Below are 21,784 nucleotides of genomic sequence, written 5' to 3' on the forward strand. Positions count from 1 at the left end.
GCGAGACGGCCGTCGGAGAATCGGCCGTCGGAGAGACGGCCATCTGCGAAACGGCTGTCGGAGGGACGGGGGCGGCCCGGACCAGCGGTGGCGCCGCCCGACGGGTGCGAAGTACGCGTTCGAAGAGTCATGCCACGACGGTAGAGGCCCGCCCCGACCGCCGTTCGGAGCCTTCAATTCCGGTGGACAACAAGCCCGTTGTGGATATCCGGGCCACTCGTTCCGGTGATCAGCGAGGGGAGACGACCGCCGCCAGCAGCCCCGGACCGGTGTGCGCGCCGATCACCGCACCGACCTCGCTGACGTGCAGCTCGACCAGTCCGGGGATGCGCTCGCGCAGCCGCTGGGCGAGCTTGTCGGCCCGCTCCGGAGCCGCCAGGTGGTGCACCGCCACGTCGACGGCCGCGGACCCGGCGCGCTCGACGGCCAGCTCCTCCAGGCGGGCGATGGCCTTGGAGGCCGTGCGCACCTTCTCCAGCGGCTCGATCCGCCCGCCCTCCAGCGTCAGCAGGGGCTTCACCGCCAGTGCCGAGCCGAGGAGTGCCTGCGCGGCCCCGATCCGGCCGCCGCGGCGCAGGTAGTCGAGGGTGTCGACGTAGAAGTACGCGGACATGTCGGCCGCCCGCTTCTCGGCGGCCGCCACGGCCTCGTCCACGGAACCGCCCCCCTCGGCCACCTCCGCGGCGGCCAGCGCACAGAAGCCCAGCGCCATCGCGATCATGCCGGTGTCCACGACGCGCACCGGCACGGGTGCGGTCTTCGCGGCGAGCAGGGCGGCGTCGTAGGTGCCGGAGAGCTCGGCGGACAGGTGCAGGCTGACGATCCCTGTCGCCCCGGCGTCCGCGGCCGCCCGGTAGGCCCGGACGAACTCCTCCGGGCTGGGGCGCGAGGTGGTCACCGACCGGCGCTTCTGCAGGGCCACGGCCAGGCTGCGCGCCGAGATCTCGGTGCCCTCCTCGAGCGCCTCGCCGCCGAGCACCACGGTCAGCGGGACGGAGGTGATTCCGTGCCGCGCCATGGCCGGTTGGGGCAGGTAGGCCGTGGAATCGGTGACGATGGCGACATGGCGGGACATGAGGCGGAGGTTACCGCCAGTGGGGGCGTGACGGCAGCCTGGGCCCCTCACCGGGGCCCACGGCGGGTCCGACGGGACTCTCCGATACCGGAGCTCCGGCCCCCGCGCCCGCCCCGCGCCTCAAAAACCGACAAGGCAGGCGAGGCCTGCGCGGCTTGCGCGGCCTGCGAGGCCGGCAGGAATCAGGTCGTGCTCTCCGGGCGGCGCGTCTTCTGCCAGGGGTAGTCGGGCGCCGGGGCGGCCGGGTTCAGCGCCGCCTTCCGCGGCTGCTCACGCTGCTGCGTCTGCCGTCCCTGCTGCGCCGCGTCCCACTCCGCGGCCGCCGCCGCCAGGTGGTCCACCGACTCCGGCGACCAGTCCCGCAGCGCGCCGGACTCCATCTCGATCTGGGCCGACAAGGCGGACAGGTCGTCCTCCGCGAAGCGGCTGGCCCGGTCCCGCGCGGCCCAGCGCAGCGAGTCCGAGGCCTGTGTGATCTTGGCCGTCCGCTCCCGCAGGTCGGGCAGGCGCTCCGCGATCCGCTTGCGGTCCGGGTCCTGCTCCAGCCGCTTCAGCTCGCCGTCCAGCTCGTGCCCGTGCGCGCTGAGCTGCTCGAACAGGGCGATCGACTCCCGCAGCGAGGCGTCCAGCCGGACCCCCTCGTGCAGGGCCTGCTGCGTGGAGCGCATCGACGTCCGCAGGTCCAGCCGCAGCTGCGCCAGCGCACCCGTGACCCCGACCTGGCCGAAGCTCTTGGCCCGCAGGGTGGTGTCCTCCACCGTCCGCCGGGCCTGGGTGATCGTCCGGTCCACTCCGCGCTTGGTCGCCTGCACCACCTTGACGGTCGCGTACACGCCCAGACCAAGGAAGGTGAAAAGCACCATCAGCGCGAAGATGATCAACGCGGCCTCCATGAGTGTCCCTTCCCCAGTCCCCGCGGTTTTCTGCCGTCCCCTCAACCGTAAACGCCACGGGCAGGCTGGGGGTTCCATTCGAACCCCCAACCTGCCCGTACGGGATCTCCCCCATGTAAGGGGTGCCCCGGCCGACCTCGGTCAGATGACGATGTTCACCAGCTTCGGCGCGCGCACGATCACCTTGCGGATCTCCGCACCGCCCAGCGCCGCCACGACACCCTCATCGGTCACGGCCAGCTGCTCCAGCTCCGCCTCCGAGATCGTCGGCGACACCTCCAGCCTCGCCTTGACCTTGCCCTTGACCTGCACCACGCACGTCACGCTCTCGTCCACGACGTACGCCGGGTCCGCGACCGGGAAGTCCTGGTGGACCACCGATTCCCCGTGGCCCAGGCGGCTCCACAGCTCCTCGGCGATGTGCGGGGCCAGCGGGGCGATCAGCAGCACCAGCCGCTCGGCGACCGAGCGCTCCAGCGGGCGGCCCGCCTTCGTCAGGGCGTTGTTCAGCTCGGTGATCTTCGCGATGGCGGTGTTGAAGCGCAGCCCCGTCATGTCCGCGCCGGCCCCGTCGATCGCCTTGTGCAGCGCGCGCAGGGTGTCCTCGCCCGGCTCGCCGTCGACGACGGTGACCCGGCCGGTCTCCTCGTCGACGATGTTGCGCCACAGGCGCTGCAGCAGGCGGTACTGACCGACCACGGCACGGGTGTCCCACGGACGCGAGACGTCCAGCGGACCCATCGCCATCTCGTACAGGCGCAGGGTGTCCGCGCCGTACTCCTCGCAGATCTCATCGGGCGTGACGGCGTTCTTCAGGGACTTGCCCATCTTGCCGTGCTCGCGCTTGACCGGCTGGCCCTCGTAGAAGTAACCGCCGTCGCGCTCCTCGACCTCGGCCGCCGGGACGTAGACCCCGCGCGCGTCGGTGTAGGCGTACGCCTGGATCATGCCCTGGTTGAACAGCTTGTGGAACGGCTCCGCCGAGGAGACGTGACCCAGGTCGAACAGCACCTTGGACCAGAAGCGCGCGTACAGCAGGTGCAGCACCGCGTGCTCGGCGCCGCCGACGTACAGGTCGACGCCGCCGTGCGGCGCGCCCTCGCGCGGGCCCATCCAGTACTGCTCGATCTCCGGGTCCACCAGGGCCGACGCGTTGTTCGGGTCCAGGTAGCGCAGCTCGTACCAGCAGGAACCGGCCCAGTTGGGCATGGTGTTGGTCTCGCGGCGGAAGGAGCGCACGCCGCGGCCGTCGCCCAGGTCCAGCTCGACGTTGACCCACTCCGCGTTGCGCGACAGCGGGGTCTCCGGCTTCGAGGTCGCGTCGTCCGGCTCGAAGGTGCGCGGCGAGTAGTCCTCGACCTCCGGCAGCTCCAGCGGCAGCATCGACTCGGGCAGCGGGTGCGCGACGCCGTCCTCGTCGTAGACGATCGGGAAGGGCTCGCCCCAGTAGCGCTGCCGGCTGAACAGCCAGTCGCGCAGGCGGAAGTTGACGGTCCCCTCGCCGATGCCGCGCTCGGTCAGCCAGTCGGTGATCGCGGCCTTGGCCTCGACGACGCCCAGGCCGTCCAGCGAGATGCCCTCGCCCGTGGAGTTGACCAGCTTCGCGTCGTACGCGACGAAGGCGTCGTCCCACTCGGCCGGGTCGATGTCGCGCCCGTCGGTCGGCTCGACCACGCAGCGGACGGGCAGCTCGAAGGCGCGCGCGAACTCGAAGTCGCGGGCGTCGTGCGCCGGGACCGCCATGATCGCGCCGGTGCCGTAGCCCATCAGCACGTAGTCGGCGATGAAGACCGGGACCTTCTGGCCGCTGACCGGGTTGACCGCGTACTCGCCGGTGAAGACACCGGTCTTGTCCTTGGCCTCGGCCTGCCGCTCGACGTCCGACTTGGCCGCGGCCTGCTTGCGGTACGCGGCGACGGCCTCGGCCGGGGTCGCGTGTCCGCCGGTCCACAGCTGGTGCGTGCCCTCGGGCCAGGCGGCCGGGACGAACTTCTCGACCAGCGGGTGCTCGGGCGCCAGCACCATGTAGGTGGCGCCGAACAGGGTGTCCGGACGGGTGGTGAAGACGGTGATCGCCTCGTCGCCCAGCGCGAAGTCGACGCGGGCGCCCTCGCTGCGGCCGATCCAGTTGCGCTGCTGCAGCTTGATGGCCTCGGGCCAGTCCAGCGCGTCCAGGTCGTCCAGCAGCCGGTCGGCGTACGCGGTGATCCGCATGTTCCACTGGCTCAGCCGGGACTTGAAGACCGGGAAGTTGCCGCGCTCGGACCGGCCGTCCGCGGTGACCTCCTCGTTGGCCAGTACGGTGCCCAGCCCGGGGCACCAGTTCACCGGCGCGTCCGAGGAGTAGGCCAGCCGGTACCCGTTCAGTACGTCGGCCCGCTCGCCCGCGGTCAGCTCGGCCCAGTTGCGGCCCCCGGGAACCTCACGGGAGCCGTTCTCGAAGGCGGCGACCAGCTCGGTGATCGGCCGGGCCTTGCCCGCGTCGGCGTCGTACCAGGAGTTGTAGATCTGCAGGAAGATCCACTGGGTCCACTTGTAGTAGTCCGGGTCGATCGTCGCGAAGGACCGGCGCTTGTCGTGGCCCAGGCCCAGCCGGCGCAGCTGGACCTTCATGTTCTCGATGTTCGCCTCGGTCGAGACCCGCGGGTGCGTGCCGGTCTGCACGGCGTACTGCTCGGCCGGCAGGCCGAAGGCGTCGAAGCCCAGGGTGTGCAGGACGTTGTGGCCGGTCATCCGCTGGTGGCGGGCGAAGACGTCGGTGGCGATGTAACCGAGCGGGTGACCGACGTGCAGGCCCGCACCGGACGGGTACGGGAACATGTCCATGATGAACTTCTTGGGCCGCGCGACCACCGCGGGGTCCCCGGCCAGGTCACCGGTCGGGTTCGGGGCCTCGTAGGTGCCCTGCGCGTCCCATACGTCCTGCCAGCGTGCCTCGATGTCGGCGGCCATGGCAGCCGTGTAGCGGTGCGCCTCGGCCGCCTCGGGGGCCGGGGTGTTCGTCTCGCTCATGATTTCTGAAGCTCCATCGATCGTCTTCGCCGTCTCTGCCTGCCCAAACGAAAAAACCCCTCGCACAGGAGGGGACGCCGCGCCGGTGCCGACCTCTCGTAGGTCGGCGCTGATCAGCGCGGCTCGGTAAGCAGAAGGCGTACGGCACGCATGGCGTCAGGGTACCGCAGCACCCGTGGCGCCCGCTCGGACGACCGCACAACGAGAAGCGGGCCACCCGATCCGGGTGGCCCGCTTCTTCACTGTGGAGCTAAGGAGAATTGAACTCCTGACCTCCTGCATGCCATGCAGGCGCTCTACCAACTGAGCTATAGCCCCTTGTTCTGCTTGCCGCTTCGGTTTCCCTTGCCGGTTCCCCTTGGCGACGTCCCAAACATTACACGGTCATGGCCCTGGTCCAAAAATCGGTTTCCACCGACTGTGGGCCATGTCCGATTTGATCCAACTTGTCACGCTCTCGCGAACTGATAGAAGCGCTTGAGCGTGCAGTGCTCGTCGAGCAGCCGGCCGTAGATCGGCTCCCCTTCCAGCTCCCGGTACGTCTCGATCGGGTCGCCTTTTATGATCAGCGCCCGCGCGCATTCCTCGCACCAGTACTGGTAGTCGGGGTTGACCGGGTCCATGTCCCGCACGATCGGCGTGCCGTTGTTGCACCAGTCGCACCGGCGCCGGTGTGCACCCATCCGTCAGCGACTCCCTCCCGCGTCGGGCCGTCGTCTCCCCCTCCGGCGGTCCGATTCTGCCATGCCGGTGCGGGCCAGGTCAGCAAACGCAAAGGGTACAAAAACAAGGATCCCGCCCCCTGTTGGGGACGGGATCCTGATTGTGGAGCTAAGGAGAATTGAACTCCTGACCTCCTGCATGCCATGCAGGCGCTCTACCAACTGAGCTATAGCCCCGCTCTCCGCCGCGCTCCCCCCGTCTCCGGTGTTCCGCGCTGCGAACAAGAAGAACTCTAGCCTGTGACCAGCCGGAAAGTGAAATCCGGGTGGCAGCCCCGGCAGGGGGCGGCAACGAGCTGCGGGAAGCAGCTCAGTCGTCGTCGCCGAGCACCGGTTCCGGCAGGGTGCCGGCGTTGTGCTCCAACAGGCGCCAGCCGCGCGCGCCCTCGCCGAGGACGGACCAGCAGCAGTTGGAGAGCCCGCCCAGGCCCTCCCAGTCGTACGCGTTCAGGCCCAGGAGGCGCCCGATCGTCGTACGGATGGTGCCGCCGTGGCTGACCACGACGAGGGTGCCGCCCTGCGGCAGCCGGTCGGCGTGCGCCAGCACCACCGGTGCGGCGCGGTCGGCGACCTCGGTCTCCAGCTCACCGCCGCCGCGGCGGACCGGTTCGCCGCGCTTCCACGCCGCGTACTGCTCGCCGTACTTCTCGATGATCTCGTCGTGCGTGAGGCCCTGCCACTCGCCGGCGTACGTCTCGCGCAGCGCCGCGTCGTGCTCCACGGGCAGCCCCGTGACGGAGGCCAGTTCGGCCGCCGTGGCGGAGGCTCGCCGCAGGTCGGACGCCACGATGGCAGCCGGCTTCAGCGAGGCGAGCAGCCGCGCGGAGCGGCGCGCCTGCGCCACACCCGCTTCGGTCAGCTCGATGTCCGTGGAGCCCTGGAAGCGCCGCTCCAGGTTCCATGCGGTCTGGCCGTGCCGCCAGAGGACGATCTTGCGTCCGGACTTGCCCGAGGTGCTGGCGCTCAGAACAGATCACCGTCCAGTTCGTCGTCGCCCGCCGCCTCGCGCAGCTTGGCGTGCTCCTCGGCCTTGCCGATGGTGAGCTTGGCGTCCTCGGGGAGCTCGATCTCGGGGCAGTCCTTCCACAGGCGCTCCAGCGCGTAGAAGACCCGCTCCTCGCTGTGCTGGACGTGGACGACGATGTCGACGTAGTCGAGCAGGATCCAGCGGGCGTCGCGGTCGCCCTCGCGGCGCACCGGCTTGGCGCCGAGCTCCTTGAGCAGGCGCTCCTCGATCTCGTCGACGATCGACTTGACCTGGCGGTCGTTGGGCGCCGAGGCGAGCAGGAAGGCGTCGGTGATCGACAGCACGTCGCTGACGTCGTACGCGATGATGTCGTGCGCGAGCCGGTCGGCCGCGGCCTGGGCGGCGGCGGTGATGAGCTCGATGGAGCGGTCCGTGGCGGTCACTGGCCATGCTTTCGGGTTGGCGGGCAGATCCTTACAAGGGTCTCATGTACCGCCGACACCGCCCGCGCGGAACGGCCCGCGCGGGCGAAAGCACCTCCCGGGACCGGGCCGGAGCCCGGATCAGGACGCCTCAGGACGCCTCAGGACGCCTTGTAGTCCTTGCCCAGGATCACCACGACCTCCGCGTTCACGGCGTTCTCGGCCTTCTTCACCACCGTCTCGGGCAGCCCCAGCGTCTTGGCGACCTCGATCGCCCGCTCCCGCTGCGCGTCGTCCTGGTACGTGATCTGCGAGGCGGCCGCGGCCTTGTCGGCCTTGCCGCCGTCCACGAAGGTGTAGCCGCCGTTCGTCAGCGCCGCCTTCGCCGCGATCTGCGCCTTCTCGTCGCCGGTGGCGTCCTTGAGGCCGACGCGCGGAGTGGCGCCGGGCTGCGCCTCGGCGGCGGACCCGCCGAGCACCTCCTTGACGACCTTCTTGTTGGCCTCGTCCGTGAGCGTGCCGTCCTGCTTCACGGCGAGCGTGTCGGTGCGGTACGCGCCCACCTTGGCGTGCTCGCCGAGCCGGGCCAGCAGGGCGCCGAGGGTCTGCGCGTTCAGGGCCGGGTCGAGGATCTGGCCGATGCTCTCGACCGTCACGGCCGCCGCCTTCGGGTCGCTCGGGACCTTGCGCAGGACCGCCTGGAGCACCTTGCCCATGCGCTCCAGCTGCTTGGCCTCCGGTTCGCCCTGGCCCCGGTACGTGGCGTACGCGACGGCCATGGCGCCGCTCAGGCTCTGCTTCTGGCCCTGGGCCACGGCCGGGGTCTTGGCCGCGTCGTCGGCCGGGACCGCGGCGTCGGTGTCGACCTCGATGCCGCCGACCAGCTCGACCAGGTTCTCCAGGAAGGGGGTGTCCAGCCGCCAGGTCCCGCCGATGTGGGTGCCGAGCACCGAGTCGAGGGCTTCCCGGGTGCCGATCCCGCCCTCCTCGACCGCCTTGCCGAGGCCCGTCGCGGAACCGTCCTGGCCGGTGAGGGAGAGGGCGTTGGGCAGCAGGACGGTGGCGCCCTGCTTGGTGGTGACGTTGTCGACGAGCAGCGCCGAGGAGGTGCCGCCCTTCTTGGTGTTGTGCAGGTGGACGACGATCATGTCGCGCTTCTGCGCCCCGGCGGCGGTCGCACCGGCCTTGTCCTGGCCGGGTCCGTCGAGGAACGGCAGCTTGCCCGCGTACCAGAGGTAGCCGAGGCCGCCGACGACGAACACGGCGAGGACGACGATCAGCGCCACCACCCGGTTGCGGCCGCGGCGGCGGGCCTCCTCGCGGCGCTCGGTCCGGCTCTCGGTGAACTTGAGCCAGTCGATGACGTCCTCGGAGTCCTCGTCCGGCTGGTCGATGAAGGCGAACATCTCGGTGCGGTAGTCCCGGCCCGCCTCGGGCTCGCCGTCGGGCCGGCGCGGCTCGGGGACCTGGGCGGTCCGGCGCTCGGCCGGGGCCGCGGCCGACGCCTCGGGGGCGGCCTGCTGCGGGGCGGTCTGCTCCGGAGCGGCCTGCTGTGAGGCTGCCTGCTGCGGGATCCACTGCTGGGTCTGCTGCGTGTCGTACCCGTAGCCGGGCGCCTGCGCGTACTCCTGCTGCCCGTACTCCTGGGCGGCCGGCTGCTGCGCGTAGTACTGCTGCTGCGGCTGCTGCTGGCCGTAGTCCTGGTAGTCGTAGCCGTACTGCTGCTGCTCGTACTGCGGCGGCGCGGGCTGGACGGGCTGGACGGGCACCTGGCCGTACACCGGCCGCCCGTACGCGTCGTAGCCGACGAGCTGCTGCTCCTGGGCGGCATACGGGTCGTACGGATCCTGTCGGTCGTTCACCGCGGGGCCCCTCTCTCCGGAAGCTCAGGCTCCCCGGTACAGCTCACGCTTGTCGATGTAACGCACGACACCGTCCGGCACCAGGTACCAGACGGGATCCCCCTGGGCCACCCTCGCACGGCAGTCCGTGGACGAGATCGCCAGCGCGGGCACCTCGACGAGGGAGACGCCGCCCTCGGGCAGCCCGTCGTCGGTGAGCACGTGGCCCGGGCGGGTGACGCCGATGAAATGGGAGAGCGAGAAGAGCTCGTCGGCGTTGCGCCAGGTCAGGATCTGTGCGAGCGCGTCGGCACCCGTGATGAAGAACAGGTCGGCGTCGTCGTTCAGCGCCTTGAGGTCCCGCAGGGTGTCGATCGTGTACGTCGGCCCGCCGCGGTCGATGTCGATGCGGCTCACCGAGAACTGGGGGTTCGACGCCGTGGCGATGACCGTCATCAGGTAGCGGTCCTCGGCGGGCGACACGGCCCGCTGCGACTTCTGCCACGGCTCACCGGTCGGCACGAACATCACCTCGTCGAGGTGGAAAAGGGCGGCCACCTCGCTGGCGGCCACCAGGTGTCCGTGGTGGATCGGGTCGAATGTCCCGCCCATCACGCCGAGCCGGCGCTTGACCGGACCGGTAGGCATCTCCTGCTCTCCCATGAGCGCAGAGCCTACTGGCCCGGCGGACCGGTCGGTCTAGCGGTCGCGGTTCAGGCGCGTGGTGACCCAGAGCATCAGCATCAGGACGACGAAGGCACCGCCGCCGGTGAGGTACGGGTTCAGGCTGTCGTGGTTGCCGCCGTGCTGTTCGGCCCCCTCCGAGGCGAGGACGACCAGGTTGTGGGCGGTGGAGGCGAGGCTCATCAGGCAGGTACCTATCGAGTCGGGGAGCGGGCGGAGACTTCGCTCACATCGTATGCGGGGGCCTGGGGCACGCTCACGCCGACTCAGGCGTTGGAGAGGATAGACGCACGGCCGAGCAGGTCCATCCAGGGGAGGGCGCTATGACGGAGACGGGTTTCGAGAAGGCACCGGCGAGGGACCGCAGGAGGTTCCCCGGTATCTCCTCGCGGGCGTACGAACATCCGGCGGACCGCTCGGCGTTGGTGGCGCTGCGCAAGCTGACCGGGTTCGACACCGTGTTCAAGGCGCTGAGCGGGCTGCTCCCGGAGCGCAGCCTGCGGCTGCTGTTCCTGTCGGACTCGGTGCGGGTGGGCGAGACGCAGTTCCCGCACCTGTACGCGATGCTGCGCGACGCCTGTTACATCCTGGACCTGGAGAAGGTCCCGCAGATGTACGTGCAGCAGGACCCGAAGCCCAATGCCATGTGCATCGGGCTGGACGAGCCGATCATCGTGGTGACCACGAGCCTCGTCGAGCTGCTCGACGAGGAGGAGATGCGGGCGGTGGTGGGCCACGAGGTGGGCCACGCCCTGTCGGGGCACTCCGTGTACCGCACGATCCTGCTGTTCCTGACGAACCTGGCGATGAAGGTCGCGTGGATCCCGCTGGGCAATGTGGCCATCACGGCGCTCGTGACCGCGCTGCGGGAGTGGTTCCGCAAGTCGGAGCTCTCGGCGGACCGGGCCGGCCTGCTGGTGGGGCAGGACGTGACGGCCTCGATGCGGGGGCTGATGAAGCTCGCGGGCGGCAACCACCTGCACGAGATGAACGTGGACGCCTTCCTGGAGCAGGCCGACGAGTACGAGAAGGGTGGCGACCTGCGCGATTCCGTCCTGAAGATCCTCAACATGCTGCCGCGCACGCACCCCTTCACCACGGTCCGGGCGGCCGAACTGAAGAAGTGGTCGGAGAGCCGGGACTACCAGCGGATCATGGACGGCCACTACCCGCGCCGCGAGGAGGACAAGGACGCCTCGGTCACCGACTCCTTCCGGGAGTCGGCAGCGCACTACGCCGACTCGGTGCGCACCAGCAAGGACCCGCTGTTCAAGCTGGTCGGCGACATCGCGGGCGGCGCGGCCGACATGGGCGGCAAGCTCCGCGACAAGTTCACGGGCGCCGGCAGCGGATCCGCCGGGGGCACCGGGCCGGCGGCCAAGGGCGGGTCTACGGAGCAGGGCTGACCCGGGTCTCCTCCGGGAGGGCGGAGGGCGCCAGTACGCCGCACAGCCCGGCCGTGCGCCGCGGCTCGCCGGTGGCGTACGGGTCGCTCGCGGGCGGGCCCACCGTGGTCGGGCCGGCTCCGGCCAGCACCGGGCGGAAGCCCCCGGCCGGGTCGCTGGAGCAGTCCTGCGGCCCGGCCATCACGTAGGCCGCGGCCAGCTCCAGCCGCCGGGCGTTCAGGTCGTCCCGGTCGAAGCGCAGCCGCAGCTCCCGCCGGACGGTGAAGAGCGAGGCGCCATCGGCCGCGGCCGGCACGCCGGTGGCCGGCCGCACGGCGTACACGAAGGTGTGGTCGGTGATCACCTCCAGCACCTCCGGGGCGACCTCCGCGTAGGCGAGGCTCCCGCTCACCCGGACCCGGGAGTCGGCCACGACGGCGGTGGCCGGGTCGAAGCGGACCAGCCAGCCGGTGACCGCGTGCCGGCCGTCGCCGGCGGGCGAGGTCATGCTGCGGTCGAACTGCGCCAGCTGGTCGGGGTCGAGCAGGACGCGCACCGGCCGGTTGGCGGCGCCGGCCAGGACGTCGGGGTCGAGCGAGGAGTTCACCAGGTAGTCCTTGGCGATGGACAGCGCGGTGAGGATCTGGACGTCGGTGAAGTGGTCCGTGCGGCGCACGGCGGGCAGGGTGATCCCGGCCGCCCCGACGCGGTAGTCGGCGGCGGGGCTCTTCGCGTACAGGTCGGCGGGTCGCCCGCCGGGCACGGCGGTGGTCGGCGCGAGCGGGACCACGGTGCTGCTGAGCGCCTGGGCGGGTCCCCCGGGCGCGGGGACGTAGGGGTTGCGCAGCCCCATGTAGACGGCGGCGGCGAAGGCCGTGGCGATGAGCAGCACGAGCAGCATGCCCTGTCGGGCGCCGCGGCCGGGGGTCCCCGTCCGGGATCCGGGGCCGCTGCCCGACCAGATGGAGCGGCTGCGGACGGCCCGGGCGTGCTCGCCCATGCGTTCCTGTGCCGAGTACTCCTGGAGCCGGGCAGCCCGGACGAAGTCCTCGTCGAACACCACCGATCGGTATTCGTCCGACCGGAACTCGTCGTCGCCCCCGCCGATGTCTTCGGGGGTGCCGTTGGGCGGATCTCCTGGAACGGCCATCGCTTCTCCCCGCTGTCCCCGCTTCAGAGAAGCCCCCGGCTCCGACGTACGCGAGTGGGGTCGTACCTTCAGGGTTGGCGGACGGAGGGGTACGTAAACGCGCCGACGCCGGTGACTTCACGCCGGGGGGTGCTGGCGGGCGCGGGGGCCGGGTCCGCCTCGCCCGCGGCGCTGCGGTAGACGGCGCTGAAGGCGAGCGCGACCATGCCGAGGCCCATCACGAAGGCGAGCACCCAGGCGACGGGGCGCAGCCAGGGCGCGCGGCCGCGGTACGGGCGCAGGCTGCCGCCGTAGGCCCCGTACGGGCCGTCGGGGTAGCCGTGGCCGCGGTCGTCCCAGCCCTGGTCGTCGGCCTCGTACCCGTCGGGGTGGCCGTATCCGTATCCGTCGTAGTCGTCGTCGCCCGTCCAGCCGCCGGCCACGGCGCGGGCGGCTTCCGCCTCCGCGCGCGCCCGGTCGGCCGCCCGCTGGCGTTCGGCGGCACTCGGTTCATGGATCTCGGCGTTCCGGACGAAGGCCTCGTCGAACACCACGGAGGCGAAGTCCTGATCCGCGCCTCCGCGGTCGTCGTCGGGCTCCCCGTCGTCCGGGAACGGCTTGCCCCCCACGTCGTCCGGCACAGGACCAGCCTAGACCTGGGGGGCGCCTTTGGGCAGGGTGTCAGCCGAATTCCGGCCACACCGCGTCCAGGCGGCGACTACCGAACGTGACCGTCGCCGGTGACGATGTACTTGGTGGAGGTGAGCTCGGGAAGGCCCATCGGGCCCCGGGCGTGCAGCTTCTGGGTGGAGATGCCGATCTCGGCGCCGAATCCGAACTGGCCACCGTCCGTGAACCGAGTGGATGCATTCACGGCGACGGTGGTCGAGTCGACCAGCTGGGTGAAGCGGCGGGCGGCGGCCTGGGAGGTGGTGACGATCGCCTCGGTGTGGCCGGAGGTCCAGCGGCGGATGTGGGCGACGGCGTCGTCGAGGGAGTCCACGACGCCCGCGGCGATGTCGTAGGAGAGGTACTCGGCGGCCCAGTCCTCGTCGGTGGCGGGCAGGGCGGTGACCTTGCCGCACTCGGCCGCGGCCAGGACCCGGGCGTCGCCGTGCACGGTGACGCCGGCGTCGGCGAGCGCGTCGAGGGCGCGGGGCAGGAAGGCGTCGGCGATGTCGCGGTGGACGAGGAGCGTCTCGGCGGAGTTGCAGACGGAGGGCCGCTGGGCCTTGGAGTTGACGAGGATGTCCACGGCCATGTCCAGGTCGGCCTGGGCGTCGACGTAGACGTGGCAGTTGCCGGTACCGGTCTCGATGACCGGCACGGTGGACTCCTCGACCACGGTCTTGATGAGGGAGGCGCCGCCGCGCGGGATGAGCACGTCGACGAGGCCGCGGGCGCGCATCAGCTCGCGGACGGAGTCGCGGGACTCGCCCGGGACGAGCTGGATCGCGTCGGCGGGCAGGCCGGCCCCGGTGATGGCGTCGCGCAGGATGGTGACGAGCGCGGTGTTGGAGGCGTAGGCGGAGGAGCTGCCGCGCAGCAGGACCGCGTTGCCGGACTTGAGGCAGAGGGCGGCGGCGTCGACGGTGACGTTGGGGCGCGCCTCGTAGATGATCCCGACGACACCGAGGGGAACGCGGATCTGCCGGAGGTCGATGCCGTTGGGAAGGGTGCTGCCCCGCACCACCTCACCGACGGGGTCGGGGAGGGCGGCGACGTCGCGCACGTCGGAGGCGATGGCGGCGACGCGCTCCGGGGTCAGCGTGAGGCGGTCGATGACGGTCTCGCTGGTGCCGGCGGCGCGGGCCTTGTCCGTGTCCACGGCGTTGGCGGCGATGATCTCGGCCGTACGGGCCTCCAGCGCGTCCGCGATCGCCAGCAGGGCCGTGTCCTTGGCGGACCGCGGGAGTGGCGCGATGGTGGCGGCGGCGGTGCGGGACCGCTGCGCGGTGGCGATGACGGGCGAGGTGGCGGCGGTGGCCGTGGCGGCATCGAGCGAGGTCATGCCGCCAGGGTAAGCCCCCGCCGGTGCCCCACCGATGGGGTTCCATCCCCCGAGACGCGGCCGCGGGCCGGGCTCCGCCCGGACCCGGTCCTCAAACGCCGGACGGGCTGGAAGAGCGCGCCTCAAACGCCAGCGGGGCTGGATAAGCAGGGCTGAGAGCTAGTACGGGTGGACGCCCACCGGGTGGGCCGGGGGTGGGCCGTAGCCTTCGGCCACGCGTTGGTGGTAGGTGGCGCGGTCGATGACCTCCAGGCCGACGATCTCCCAGGGCGGGAGCTGCGCCGAGGAGCGGTGTTCGCCCCACAGGCGCAGGGCGACGGCCGCCGCGTCGTGGAGGTCGCGGGCCTCTTCCCAGTACCGGATCTCCGCGTGGTCGTCGGCGTACCGGCTGGTGAGCAGGAAGGGGTGGTCGTGGGCCAGTTGTTCCAGTCCGCGCCGGACCTCGGACAGCGGGGCCGGCTTGCCGGAGACGCTCAGGGTCACGTGCCACAGGCGCGAGGCGTGATCCTGTTCCTCCCCGCCACCGCCGCCGTCACCGTCCCCCGGCCCGACGCTGGTCAGCGCTCGTCTCACCAGCCGCCTCCTGTCTCCGCTGCGCGTCTCCGCCCGCCCCTCACAGTTGACCAGTCCCCGGCCCTCCGTGCTGCGCTTTTCCCGAACCTCAGCCCTGCAGCAGGACCAGATCATCCCGGTGGACGACCTCCCGCTCGTACGCGGGTCCGAGTTCCCGTGCGAGCTCGCGAGTGGAGCGGCCGAGGAGCTGCGGGAGCTCCTTGGCGTCGAAGTTGACGAGGCCCCTGGCCACCGCGCGGCCGTCGGCGGCGCGCAGTTCCACGGGGTCCCCGGCGACGAAGTCACCCTCGACGGCGGCGATGCCGGCCGGGAGGAGGGAGCTGCCGCGTTCGGTGACGGCGCGCACCGCGCCGTCGTCCAGGACCAGGTGGCCCTGCGGGGTCGACGCGTGCTGGAGCCAGAGCAGCCGGTCCGCCGAGCGGCGCCCGGTGGCGTGGAAGAACGTGCCGGTCCCCCGCCCGGCGAGGGCGTCGGCGGCCTGGCTCGCGGAGGTCAGCACGACCGGGATCCCGGCGGCGGCCGCGATCCGGGCGGCCTCGACCTTGGTGACCATGCCGCCGGTGCCCACGCCCGCCTTGCCGGCGCTGCCGATCGAGACGTGCGCGATGTCCCCGGGTCCGCGCACCTCGTCGATGCGGGTGGTGCCGGGCAGGAACGGGTCGCCGTCGTAGAGGCCGTCCACGTCGGAGAGGAGGACGAGGAGGTCCGCGCGGACGAGGTGGGCGACGAGGGCGGCCAGCCTGTCGTTGTCGCCGAAGCGGATCTCGTCCGTGGCGACGGTGTCGTTCTCGTTGACGACAGGGAGGGCGCCCATGGCGAGGAGCTGGTCGAGGGTGCGGTAGGCGTTGCGGTAGTGCGCGCGCCGGCTGGTGTCGTCGGTGGTGAGCAGTACCTGGCCGACGCGCAGGCCGTAGCGGGCGAAGGAGGCGGTGTAGCGGGCGACGAGCAGGCCCTGGCCCACGCTGGCGGCGGCCTGCTGGCGGGCCAGGTCCTTGGGGCGGCGGCGCAGGCCGAGCGGGGAGAGTCCGGCGGCGATGGCTCCGCTGGAGACGAGGACGATCTCCTTCTCGCCGCCGCCGCGGGCCTTTGCCAGGACGTCGACCAGCGCGTCCACCCGGTCGGCGTCGAGTCCGCCCGCCGCGGTGGTCAGGGAGGAGGAACCGACCTTGACCACGATCCTGCGGGCGTCCACGACACCTTGCCTAGCCGCTGACACGTCTGTCCCCTTGCCCCTTGCCGAAATGCCTGCCACCTCAATCTACGGGGTGGGTGCGAAGGGCTGCTCGGGGGTTTCAGACCCTGGACGGGCCGTCGTGGGCGTGCTCCGGCTCGGGGGCCCGCGCCGCGCCCGGGACGAGGATCTTGCGGGAGAGGAGGAAGGTGAACGGGATGGCCACGATCGCCGCGACCAGCGGAGCGATCCGGGTGTCCATCCCGGCCCAGGTCACCAGGGCGTAGAGGCCGGCCGACTGGATGACGTAGTTCGTCACGTTCGTCAGCGGGAAGAGGAAGAACTTCTTCCAGGTCGGCCGGGTCCGGTAGGTGAAGTAGGTGTTCATGAAGAACGAGCCGACCATCGCCAGGACGAAGGCGAGGGAGTAGGCGGCGAAGTACGGCATCCACGGGTGCAGCAGGAGGTAGATGCCGAAGAAGGTGCCGGTGTTGACCCCGCCGACGAGGGCGAAGCGAAAGATCTGGCCGAGCTGGTCCCTGCGGCTCATCGGGCGCTGCGCTCCACGACGGCGGGCTCCGCCGCCGGCTTGGTCCGGCCGTCGCGCGGGGCCTGCTCCGCGCCGTGGGACTCCTTCACCAGGAAGTGCGGCCGGCGCTTGGTCTCGTAGTAGATGCGGCCGATGTACTCGCCGATGAGACCGAGCATGATCAGCTGGACGCCGCCCAGGCCGGTGATGATCGCCACGAGGGTGACGTAGCCCGGGGACTCGACGCCGTCGGTGATCGCCGTGATCGTGATCCACAGGGCGTACAGGCCGGTCAGCACGACCAGCGACACGCCGAACCAGATCCCGATGCGCAGCGGCCGGTTGTTGAAGGAGATCAGGCCGTCCATGCCGTAGTTCAGCAGGGAGCCGAACTTCCACTTCGTCTCGCCGGCCTCGCGCTGCGCGTTGCGGTAGTCGAAGTGGACGGTGTCGAAGCCGATCCAGGAGAAGAGGCCCTTGGAGAAGCGGTTGTACTCCGGCAGCGACAGCAGGGCGTCCACGGCCGGGCGCGACAGCATGCGGAAGTCTCCGACGCCGTCGGTGAGCTCGACGTCGACCCAGCGGTTGATGCCCCGGTAGTAGAGGCGGCTGAGGGCGGAGCGGAGCTTCTTGTCGCCCTCGCGCGTGCGGCGGGCGATGATCTGGTCGTGACCCTGCCGGTAGTGCTCCAGCATGCGCTCGATGAGCTCCGGCGGGTGCTGGAGGTCGGCGTCCATGATCACGACGGCATCGCCGGTGGCCTCGCGCAGGCCGGCGAGCATCCCGGCCTCCTTGCCGAAGTTGCGGCTGAAGGAGACGTAGCGCGTCTGGTCCCCGTGTTCCGCGGCGATCTTCCGCAGTTTTCCGAGGGTGCCGTCGCGGCTGCCGTCGTCGACGTAGCAGATCTCATACTCGACGGGGAGGGCGTCCAGGACCCTGCGGACCTCCGCGTCGAAGCTGTCGATGACGGCCTCTTCGTTGTAGCAAGGGACAACTACGGACAGCTTCGTCATGAACACTTCCTGCTGGGTCCGAACGGGTGATTGTCGGCGACCGGACCGGCCTCTCACCTCTTCCTTAGAAGTATGCACGGCGAGGGTGGAGCGTCGGTCGGCCTGCCTGAGCCGAGAGCGGTACACGGTAGCTTTGACGAGATAAGCGGAATGAGCTGAACGAAACGCAACGAAACGAAGGGATCGAGGTGCACGTGCCCGACGTCTCCGTGGTCGTCATCGTCTACAACGACGCAGAGCGTCTGTCGACAGCAGTCCAGTCCGTTCTGGACCAGACCCTGCACGGGGTCGAAGTCGTGATCGTCGACGACTGCAGCAAGGACCGTTCCTATGCGGTCGCCCAGGAACTGGAGGCCGCGCATCCGGGGAGAGTGCGCGCGTTCCAGCTGCCGGAGAACAGCGGTGGCTGCGGCGCGCCGCGCAACCACGGCATCCTGCAGGCCACCGGAACGTACGTGATGTTCCTCGACAGCGACGACGTGCTGGAGCGCAACGCCTGCCGGAACATGCTGCAGGCCGCCGAGCGGACCGGCTCCGATCTGGTCTCGGGCATGTGCGTACGCGTGCACCTCGACAACCGGTGGGGCAAGACCACCGAGTGGTACCCCTGGATCTACTCGCGCACCCGCACGCTGGAATCGATCACCGAGTTCCCCGACCTGCTGGTCTACGACACCCTCTCCACGAACAAGTGCTACCGGCGCGCGTTCCTGCTGGAGCAGGGCCTGGAGTTCCCGGTCGGCATCCACTACGAGGACCTGCTGTTCTCCGCGCAGGCCTACGTCGCGGCCCGCCGCATCACGCTGATCCCCAACCACGTCTACTTCTGGAACGTGGTCGAGAAGGCCGCCGCCCTGTCGATCAGCAACCGGCGCCACGAGATCGAGAACTTCGTCCACCGGATGGAGATCCACCGCCGCGTCGACGAGCTGCTGGCGTCGAAGGGCCACGCGGACATCAAGTCCGCGAAGGACGCCAAGTTCGTCAAGCACGACCTGGTGCTGCACCTGCGCGACCTGCGCCTGCTGAGCGACGAGTACCGCCGGCAGTTCGCCCGGCTGGCCAACGGCTACCTCGCGGGGATCGACCCGGCCGCGTACGAGAACGTCACCCACCTCCAGGCGATCTGCGCCTACCTGCTGGGCAAGGAGGACTGGGACAACCTGCTCCCGGCCGCCGACGCCATGACCAACAAGGGCCGGCTCACCTCCCCCCTCGCCGAGCGCGACGGCCGCGTCTACTGGTGCGGGCGGCACATCGACAGCCCCGACCCCGCCGAGGCCGCCGAGGCCCGCCGGATACTGGACGTCACCGAGCAGGGCTTCCACACCACCCCGCTCACCTCCCTCACGCTGGGCAACCGCCTGACCTCCTACGAGGACGACGGGCGCGGCACCGTCACGATGTCGGGCTCCCTCGTGAACCCGCTGGGCCGGATCCCGGCCGACGCGGAGCTGAAGGCCACGCTCGAGTTCCGGGCCCGCCGGCAGGTCGGCGTGCGTTCCTTCGGCTTCCCGGTGGCAAGCGTGCGCCACGCCGGTGACACGATCGAGTGGACCGGCACAGCCGACGTCGCCGGCACGGTCCGCCCCCTCGGCATCATCGACGCCGTCTGGGACGTCCGCCTCAAGCTGACCGCCGGCAAGGAGCGGCTGACCACCCGCGTCTCGGTGGGCGGGGTGGACCTGGACTCGGCGGCCCGGCTGCGCGTGCGGCCGCGCCTGACCCGGCTGGTCTCCGACCGCTTCGGGCCGGAGATGACCAAGAAGGGCAACCTCAGCTACGTCCTGTCGGCCGAGGGCGCCGCCGCCGTACGCACCCAGTCGCTGATCAACAACGCCATACAGGGCAAGGCGGCCGGCGTGGTCAAGCGGGGCCTGCGCAAGGCCCTGCGGGCCCGCCGGAACATGGGCTCCGGCGAGCAGAAGGTGAAGCTCTACCACGAGGTCTTCTCGAAGCTGCCGATCAAGAAGGGCACGGTCGTCTTCGAGAGCCACATGGGCAAGCAGTACAGCGACAGCCCTAAGGCGATCTACGAGGAGATGGTGCGCCAGGGCGTGCCGTTCGAGGCGATCTGGTCGTACGCGGGCGGCAAGCCCACCGGCTTCCCCAAGGAGGCCACCCTGGTGCGGCGCTGGAGCTGGCCCTACCTGCGGGCCCTCGCCCAGGCCGAGTACTGGGTCGACAACCAGGGCTTCCCGCTGGCGCTGGCCAAGCGCCCGGGCACGACGTACATCCAGACCTGGCACGGCTCCGCGCTCAAGCGCATGGGCTTCCACGAGCCCCGCACCAAGGCGCAGGGGCGGGCCGGCCAGAAGCGCTTCCAGGAGGCCGTCGACCGCTTCGACCACTTCCTGATCCGCTCCGAGCACGACACCCGCACCCTCGCCAAGGGCTTCCGGCTGTGCGACGAGGTGCTGCTGCGCACGGGCTACCCGCGCAACGACGCCCTCGTCGAGGCGTACCGGACCGAGGCGGACAGCGGGGAGCGGGTCCGCGGCCCGCTCGCGACGGAGCTCGGCATCGACCCGGACAAGAAGGTGCTGCTGTACGCGCCGACCTTCCGGGCGGGCGCGGACGGCGCGGTGGAGGGCTTCACCTTCCCCTTCGACGTGGAGGAGTTCGCGGACCGGCTCGGCGACCGCTTCACGCTGCTGGTGCGGACCCACTACCTCAACAGCGTCTCGCTGCCGCCGTCGGTCGCGGGCCGGGTCATCGACGTGTCCCGGCACCACGACATCACCCCGTTGCTGGCCCTCGCCGACGGACTGATCACCGACTACTCGTCCGTGATGTTCGACTACGCGGTCCTGGACCGGCCGATGCTGTTCTTCGCGTACGACTACGAGAAGTACGCCACCGACATCCGCGGCACGTACTTCGACCTGAAGGAGAAGGCCCCGGGCCCGGTGGTGGCCACCGCGGACGAGCTCCTGCAGGCGGTCGCCGCCTTCGAGGAGGCGGACGTCAAGTACGCCCAGGCGCGCCAGCGCTTCCTCGCCGAGTTCGGCGAGTACGACCGCGGGGACGCGGCCCGCCAGATCGTCGAGAAGTTCTTCACCAGGAGCGGCAAGTGAGCCAGGAGACCACCACCCCGGGCGGCCGTGACATCTTCATCGTCTCCAACAACGTCGACGAGCTCGGCGGCGTGACCACCTGGTCCCACCAGATGGCCCGGCAGTTCACGGACCGCGGCCACCGCGTGCACATCGTCGGCATCGCCCCGGTCGCCGAGGAGATCCGGCAGAAGCTGCCGCAGGACCTGCCGTACGCGATGACCACGCTCTACGACGCCCACCCGCCGTCGGCCCGCCGGCTGCGCGGCATCAAGGGCCGGCTGAACGCCCCCGAGCGGCGCCGTCAGGCGGCCCGGCGGGCGAAGATGCGGGTCAAGGCGGAGCAGCTGAGCGGGCTGCTGCGCACGGCCCGCCCGGGCGGTGTGGTCATCGTCACGCAGGTCTGGGCGATGGAGTGGGTGGCGCTCGCCGACACCAAGGGCCTCAGCGTCATCGGCATGAGCCACGAGTCCTTCGAGGCCAGCCACAAGTCCACCCGGGGCGAGCGGGTACGCCGCTACTACCCCGAGGTCGACCGGCTGCTGGTGCTGACCGCCGAGGACGCGGACCTGTGGATCCGGGCGGGCATGGAGAACGTCGGCAGCATGCCGAACCCGCTGCCCTTCATGCCCGACACCCCGGCCCCGCGCACGGAGAAGGTCGTGGCGTGCGTGGGCCGCCTCGCCTTCGAGAAGGGCGTCGACCTGCTGCTCGACGCGTGGGCGGACGCCGCGCCGCACCACCCCGACTGGGTCCTGCGGATCTACGGGGCGGGCGCGGAGGAGGAGGCGCTGCGGGCGCACTGCACCTCGCTGGGGCTGGACGACTCCGTGCAGTGGATGGGCAGCACCGGCGACGTGCTGGGCGCCCTGCGCGGGGCCTCGGTCTTCGCTCAGGCCTCGCGGGCCGAGGGCTTCCCGATCACGCTGCTGGAGGCGATGGCGGCGGGCGTTCCGGTGGCCGCCTTCGACTGCGCGCCGGGCGTACGGGAGATCGTCGAGCACGGCGAGGACGGGCTGTTGGCCCGGCTGGGCAACACGATGGAGCTGGCCGGGCACCTGGACGCGCTGATGTCCGATCGCGAGCTGCGCGACCGGCTCGGGGACAACGCCTTCCACGCCGTGAAGCGGTACTCCAGCACCGACATCACCGACCGCTGGGAGGAGCTGTTCTCCTTCCTGGAGCGCTGAGCGCGCCCACCGCGCAACACACGCGGCCGCCCGCCCCGGAGACTGTCCGGGGCGGGCGGCCGCGTATCTGGCGTAATCAGGTGTGTTCAGGTGTGTTCAGGTGTCCGCCGG

The 21,784-nt window shown here is 70.9% G+C and carries 19 protein-coding genes and 2 tRNA genes; 3 read left to right on the forward strand and 18 right to left on the reverse strand.

What is annotated here, in order from left to right; all coding sequences use genetic code 11:
- Nucleotides 1–229: 229 nt before the first annotated feature.
- From AB0D29_RS07290 to AB0D29_RS07340, 11 genes are all read right to left on the reverse strand, one after another.
- Complete coding sequence (locus tag AB0D29_RS07290; RefSeq protein ID WP_362852588.1) at nt 230–1,075, reverse strand: DegV family protein; 846 nt, start codon at nt 1,073–1,075, stop codon at nt 230–232.
- Nucleotides 1,076–1,257: 182 nt separating this feature from the next.
- Nucleotides 1,258–1,968: a hypothetical protein gene (locus AB0D29_RS07295; RefSeq protein WP_362852589.1), complete on the reverse strand. Its 711-nt coding sequence runs from the start codon at nt 1,966–1,968 to the stop codon at nt 1,258–1,260.
- A 141-nt stretch (nt 1,969–2,109) separates the two neighbouring features.
- On the reverse strand, nt 2,110–4,980 hold the full coding sequence (gene leuS, locus AB0D29_RS07300) for a leucine--tRNA ligase (RefSeq protein WP_362852590.1): 2,871 nt from the start codon (nt 4,978–4,980) through the stop codon (nt 2,110–2,112).
- A gap of 245 nt (nt 4,981–5,225) precedes the next feature.
- A tRNA-Ala gene (locus AB0D29_RS07305) sits at nt 5,226–5,298 on the reverse strand.
- 131 nt (nt 5,299–5,429) lie between these two features.
- Complete coding sequence (locus tag AB0D29_RS07310; protein WP_008738908.1) at nt 5,430–5,663, reverse strand: hypothetical protein; 234 nt, start codon at nt 5,661–5,663, stop codon at nt 5,430–5,432.
- 143 nt (nt 5,664–5,806) lie between these two features.
- Nucleotides 5,807–5,879 (reverse strand) — tRNA-Ala (locus AB0D29_RS07315).
- 133 nt (nt 5,880–6,012) lie between these two features.
- On the reverse strand, nt 6,013–6,669 hold the full coding sequence (locus AB0D29_RS07320; RefSeq protein ID WP_362852809.1) for a histidine phosphatase family protein: 657 nt from the start codon (nt 6,667–6,669) through the stop codon (nt 6,013–6,015).
- Nucleotides 6,666–7,112: a ribosome silencing factor gene (gene rsfS, locus AB0D29_RS07325; RefSeq protein WP_030008628.1), complete on the reverse strand. Its 447-nt coding sequence runs from the start codon at nt 7,110–7,112 to the stop codon at nt 6,666–6,668. The genes AB0D29_RS07320 and rsfS overlap by 4 nt, the downstream gene beginning before the upstream one ends.
- Before the next feature lie 140 nt (nt 7,113–7,252).
- Entirely contained in the window at nt 7,253–8,953 is a 1,701-nt protein-coding gene (locus tag AB0D29_RS07330; protein ID WP_362852591.1) for a LytR C-terminal domain-containing protein, read from the reverse strand.
- Nucleotides 8,954–8,977: 24 nt separating this feature from the next.
- A complete protein-coding gene (nadD, locus tag AB0D29_RS07335) occupies nt 8,978–9,595 on the reverse strand; it encodes a nicotinate-nucleotide adenylyltransferase (RefSeq protein WP_362808343.1) in 618 nt (205 codons plus the stop codon).
- Nucleotides 9,596–9,631: 36 nt separating this feature from the next.
- Complete coding sequence (locus AB0D29_RS07340) at nt 9,632–9,799, reverse strand: hypothetical protein (RefSeq protein WP_327413986.1); 168 nt, start codon at nt 9,797–9,799, stop codon at nt 9,632–9,634.
- Between the two features lie 140 nt (nt 9,800–9,939).
- On the opposite strand from AB0D29_RS07340, the gene AB0D29_RS07345 reads away from it, so the two are divergent.
- Nucleotides 9,940–11,022 carry a M48 family metallopeptidase gene (locus AB0D29_RS07345; protein ID WP_362852592.1) on the forward strand — a complete coding sequence of 361 codons (1,083 nt, stop codon included), beginning with the start codon at nt 9,940–9,942 and terminating at the stop codon, nt 11,020–11,022.
- On the opposite strand, the gene AB0D29_RS07350 is transcribed toward AB0D29_RS07345, so the two are convergent.
- The 7 genes from AB0D29_RS07350 to AB0D29_RS07380 all read right to left on the reverse strand — a co-directional run bounded on the left by AB0D29_RS07350 (nt 11,006) and on the right by AB0D29_RS07380 (nt 17,427).
- Nucleotides 11,006–12,151 (reverse strand): hypothetical protein, encoded by a 1,146-nt coding sequence (locus AB0D29_RS07350; RefSeq protein WP_362852593.1) that lies wholly within the window; start codon nt 12,149–12,151, stop codon nt 11,006–11,008. The two genes, AB0D29_RS07345 and AB0D29_RS07350, sit on opposite strands and share 17 nt — an antisense overlap.
- A 68-nt stretch (nt 12,152–12,219) precedes the next feature.
- On the reverse strand, nt 12,220–12,771 hold the full coding sequence (locus AB0D29_RS07355) for a hypothetical protein (RefSeq protein WP_362852594.1): 552 nt from the start codon (nt 12,769–12,771) through the stop codon (nt 12,220–12,222).
- 77 nt (nt 12,772–12,848) lie between these two features.
- The gene (locus AB0D29_RS07360) at nt 12,849–14,141 is read right to left on the reverse strand and encodes a glutamate-5-semialdehyde dehydrogenase (RefSeq protein WP_362852595.1); all 1,293 of its coding nucleotides are present in this window, start codon (nt 14,139–14,141) and stop codon (nt 12,849–12,851) included.
- A gap of 159 nt (nt 14,142–14,300) precedes the next feature.
- Nucleotides 14,301–14,702, reverse strand: a complete 402-nt coding sequence (locus AB0D29_RS07365) for a hypothetical protein (RefSeq protein WP_362852810.1) — start codon at nt 14,700–14,702, stop codon at nt 14,301–14,303.
- A 100-nt stretch (nt 14,703–14,802) separates the two neighbouring features.
- Nucleotides 14,803–15,930, reverse strand: a complete 1,128-nt coding sequence (gene proB / locus AB0D29_RS07370) for a glutamate 5-kinase (protein WP_362852596.1) — start codon at nt 15,928–15,930, stop codon at nt 14,803–14,805.
- Between the two features lie 76 nt (nt 15,931–16,006).
- Complete coding sequence (locus AB0D29_RS07375) at nt 16,007–16,435, reverse strand: GtrA family protein (RefSeq protein WP_351592467.1); 429 nt, start codon at nt 16,433–16,435, stop codon at nt 16,007–16,009.
- Nucleotides 16,432–17,427 carry a glycosyltransferase family 2 protein gene (locus AB0D29_RS07380; protein WP_362852597.1) on the reverse strand — a complete coding sequence of 332 codons (996 nt, stop codon included), beginning with the start codon at nt 17,425–17,427 and terminating at the stop codon, nt 16,432–16,434. The genes AB0D29_RS07375 and AB0D29_RS07380 overlap by 4 nt, the downstream gene beginning before the upstream one ends.
- Before the next feature lie 188 nt (nt 17,428–17,615).
- On the opposite strand from AB0D29_RS07380, the gene AB0D29_RS07385 reads away from it, so the two are divergent.
- Both AB0D29_RS07385 and AB0D29_RS07390 read left to right on the forward strand, forming a co-directional pair.
- A complete protein-coding gene (locus AB0D29_RS07385) occupies nt 17,616–20,504 on the forward strand; it encodes a bifunctional glycosyltransferase family 2 protein/CDP-glycerol:glycerophosphate glycerophosphotransferase (protein ID WP_362852598.1) in 2,889 nt (962 codons plus the stop codon).
- Nucleotides 20,501–21,673, forward strand: a complete 1,173-nt coding sequence (locus tag AB0D29_RS07390) for a glycosyltransferase (RefSeq protein ID WP_362852599.1) — start codon at nt 20,501–20,503, stop codon at nt 21,671–21,673. Before AB0D29_RS07385 ends, AB0D29_RS07390 begins: the two co-directional genes overlap by 4 nt.
- Nucleotides 21,674–21,784: the final 111 nt, after the last annotated feature.

It is taken from the genome of Streptomyces sp. NPDC048424 (genome assembly GCF_040651555.1).
In the GTDB taxonomy this organism is placed as follows: Bacteria; Actinomycetota; Actinomycetes; order Streptomycetales; family Streptomycetaceae; genus Streptomyces.

Excerpts from the sequence above, each read along its gene's own strand:
- AB0D29_RS07290 (WP_362852588.1), bottom strand. The coding sequence starts at position 1,075 with ATGTCCCGCCATGTCGCCATCGTCACCGATTCCACGGCCTACCTGCCC.
- AB0D29_RS07295 (WP_362852589.1), bottom strand. The coding sequence starts at position 1,968 with ATGGAGGCCGCGTTGATCATCTTCGCGCTGATGGTGCTTTTCACCTTC.
- leuS (WP_362852590.1), bottom strand. The coding sequence starts at position 4,980 with ATGAGCGAGACGAACACCCCGGCCCCCGAGGCGGCCGAGGCGCACCGC.
- AB0D29_RS07310 (WP_008738908.1), bottom strand. The coding sequence starts at position 5,663 with ATGGGTGCACACCGGCGCCGGTGCGACTGGTGCAACAACGGCACGCCG.
- nadD (WP_362808343.1), bottom strand. The coding sequence starts at position 9,595 with ATGGGAGAGCAGGAGATGCCTACCGGTCCGGTCAAGCGCCGGCTCGGC.
- AB0D29_RS07340 (WP_327413986.1), bottom strand. The coding sequence starts at position 9,799 with ATGAGCCTCGCCTCCACCGCCCACAACCTGGTCGTCCTCGCCTCGGAG.
- AB0D29_RS07345 (WP_362852592.1), top strand. The coding sequence starts at position 9,940 with ATGACGGAGACGGGTTTCGAGAAGGCACCGGCGAGGGACCGCAGGAGG.
- AB0D29_RS07350 (WP_362852593.1), bottom strand. The coding sequence starts at position 12,151 with ATGGCCGTTCCAGGAGATCCGCCCAACGGCACCCCCGAAGACATCGGC.
- AB0D29_RS07360 (WP_362852595.1), bottom strand. The coding sequence starts at position 14,141 with ATGACCTCGCTCGATGCCGCCACGGCCACCGCCGCCACCTCGCCCGTC.
- AB0D29_RS07375 (WP_351592467.1), bottom strand. The coding sequence starts at position 16,435 with ATGAGCCGCAGGGACCAGCTCGGCCAGATCTTTCGCTTCGCCCTCGTC.
- AB0D29_RS07380 (WP_362852597.1), bottom strand. The coding sequence starts at position 17,427 with ATGACGAAGCTGTCCGTAGTTGTCCCTTGCTACAACGAAGAGGCCGTC.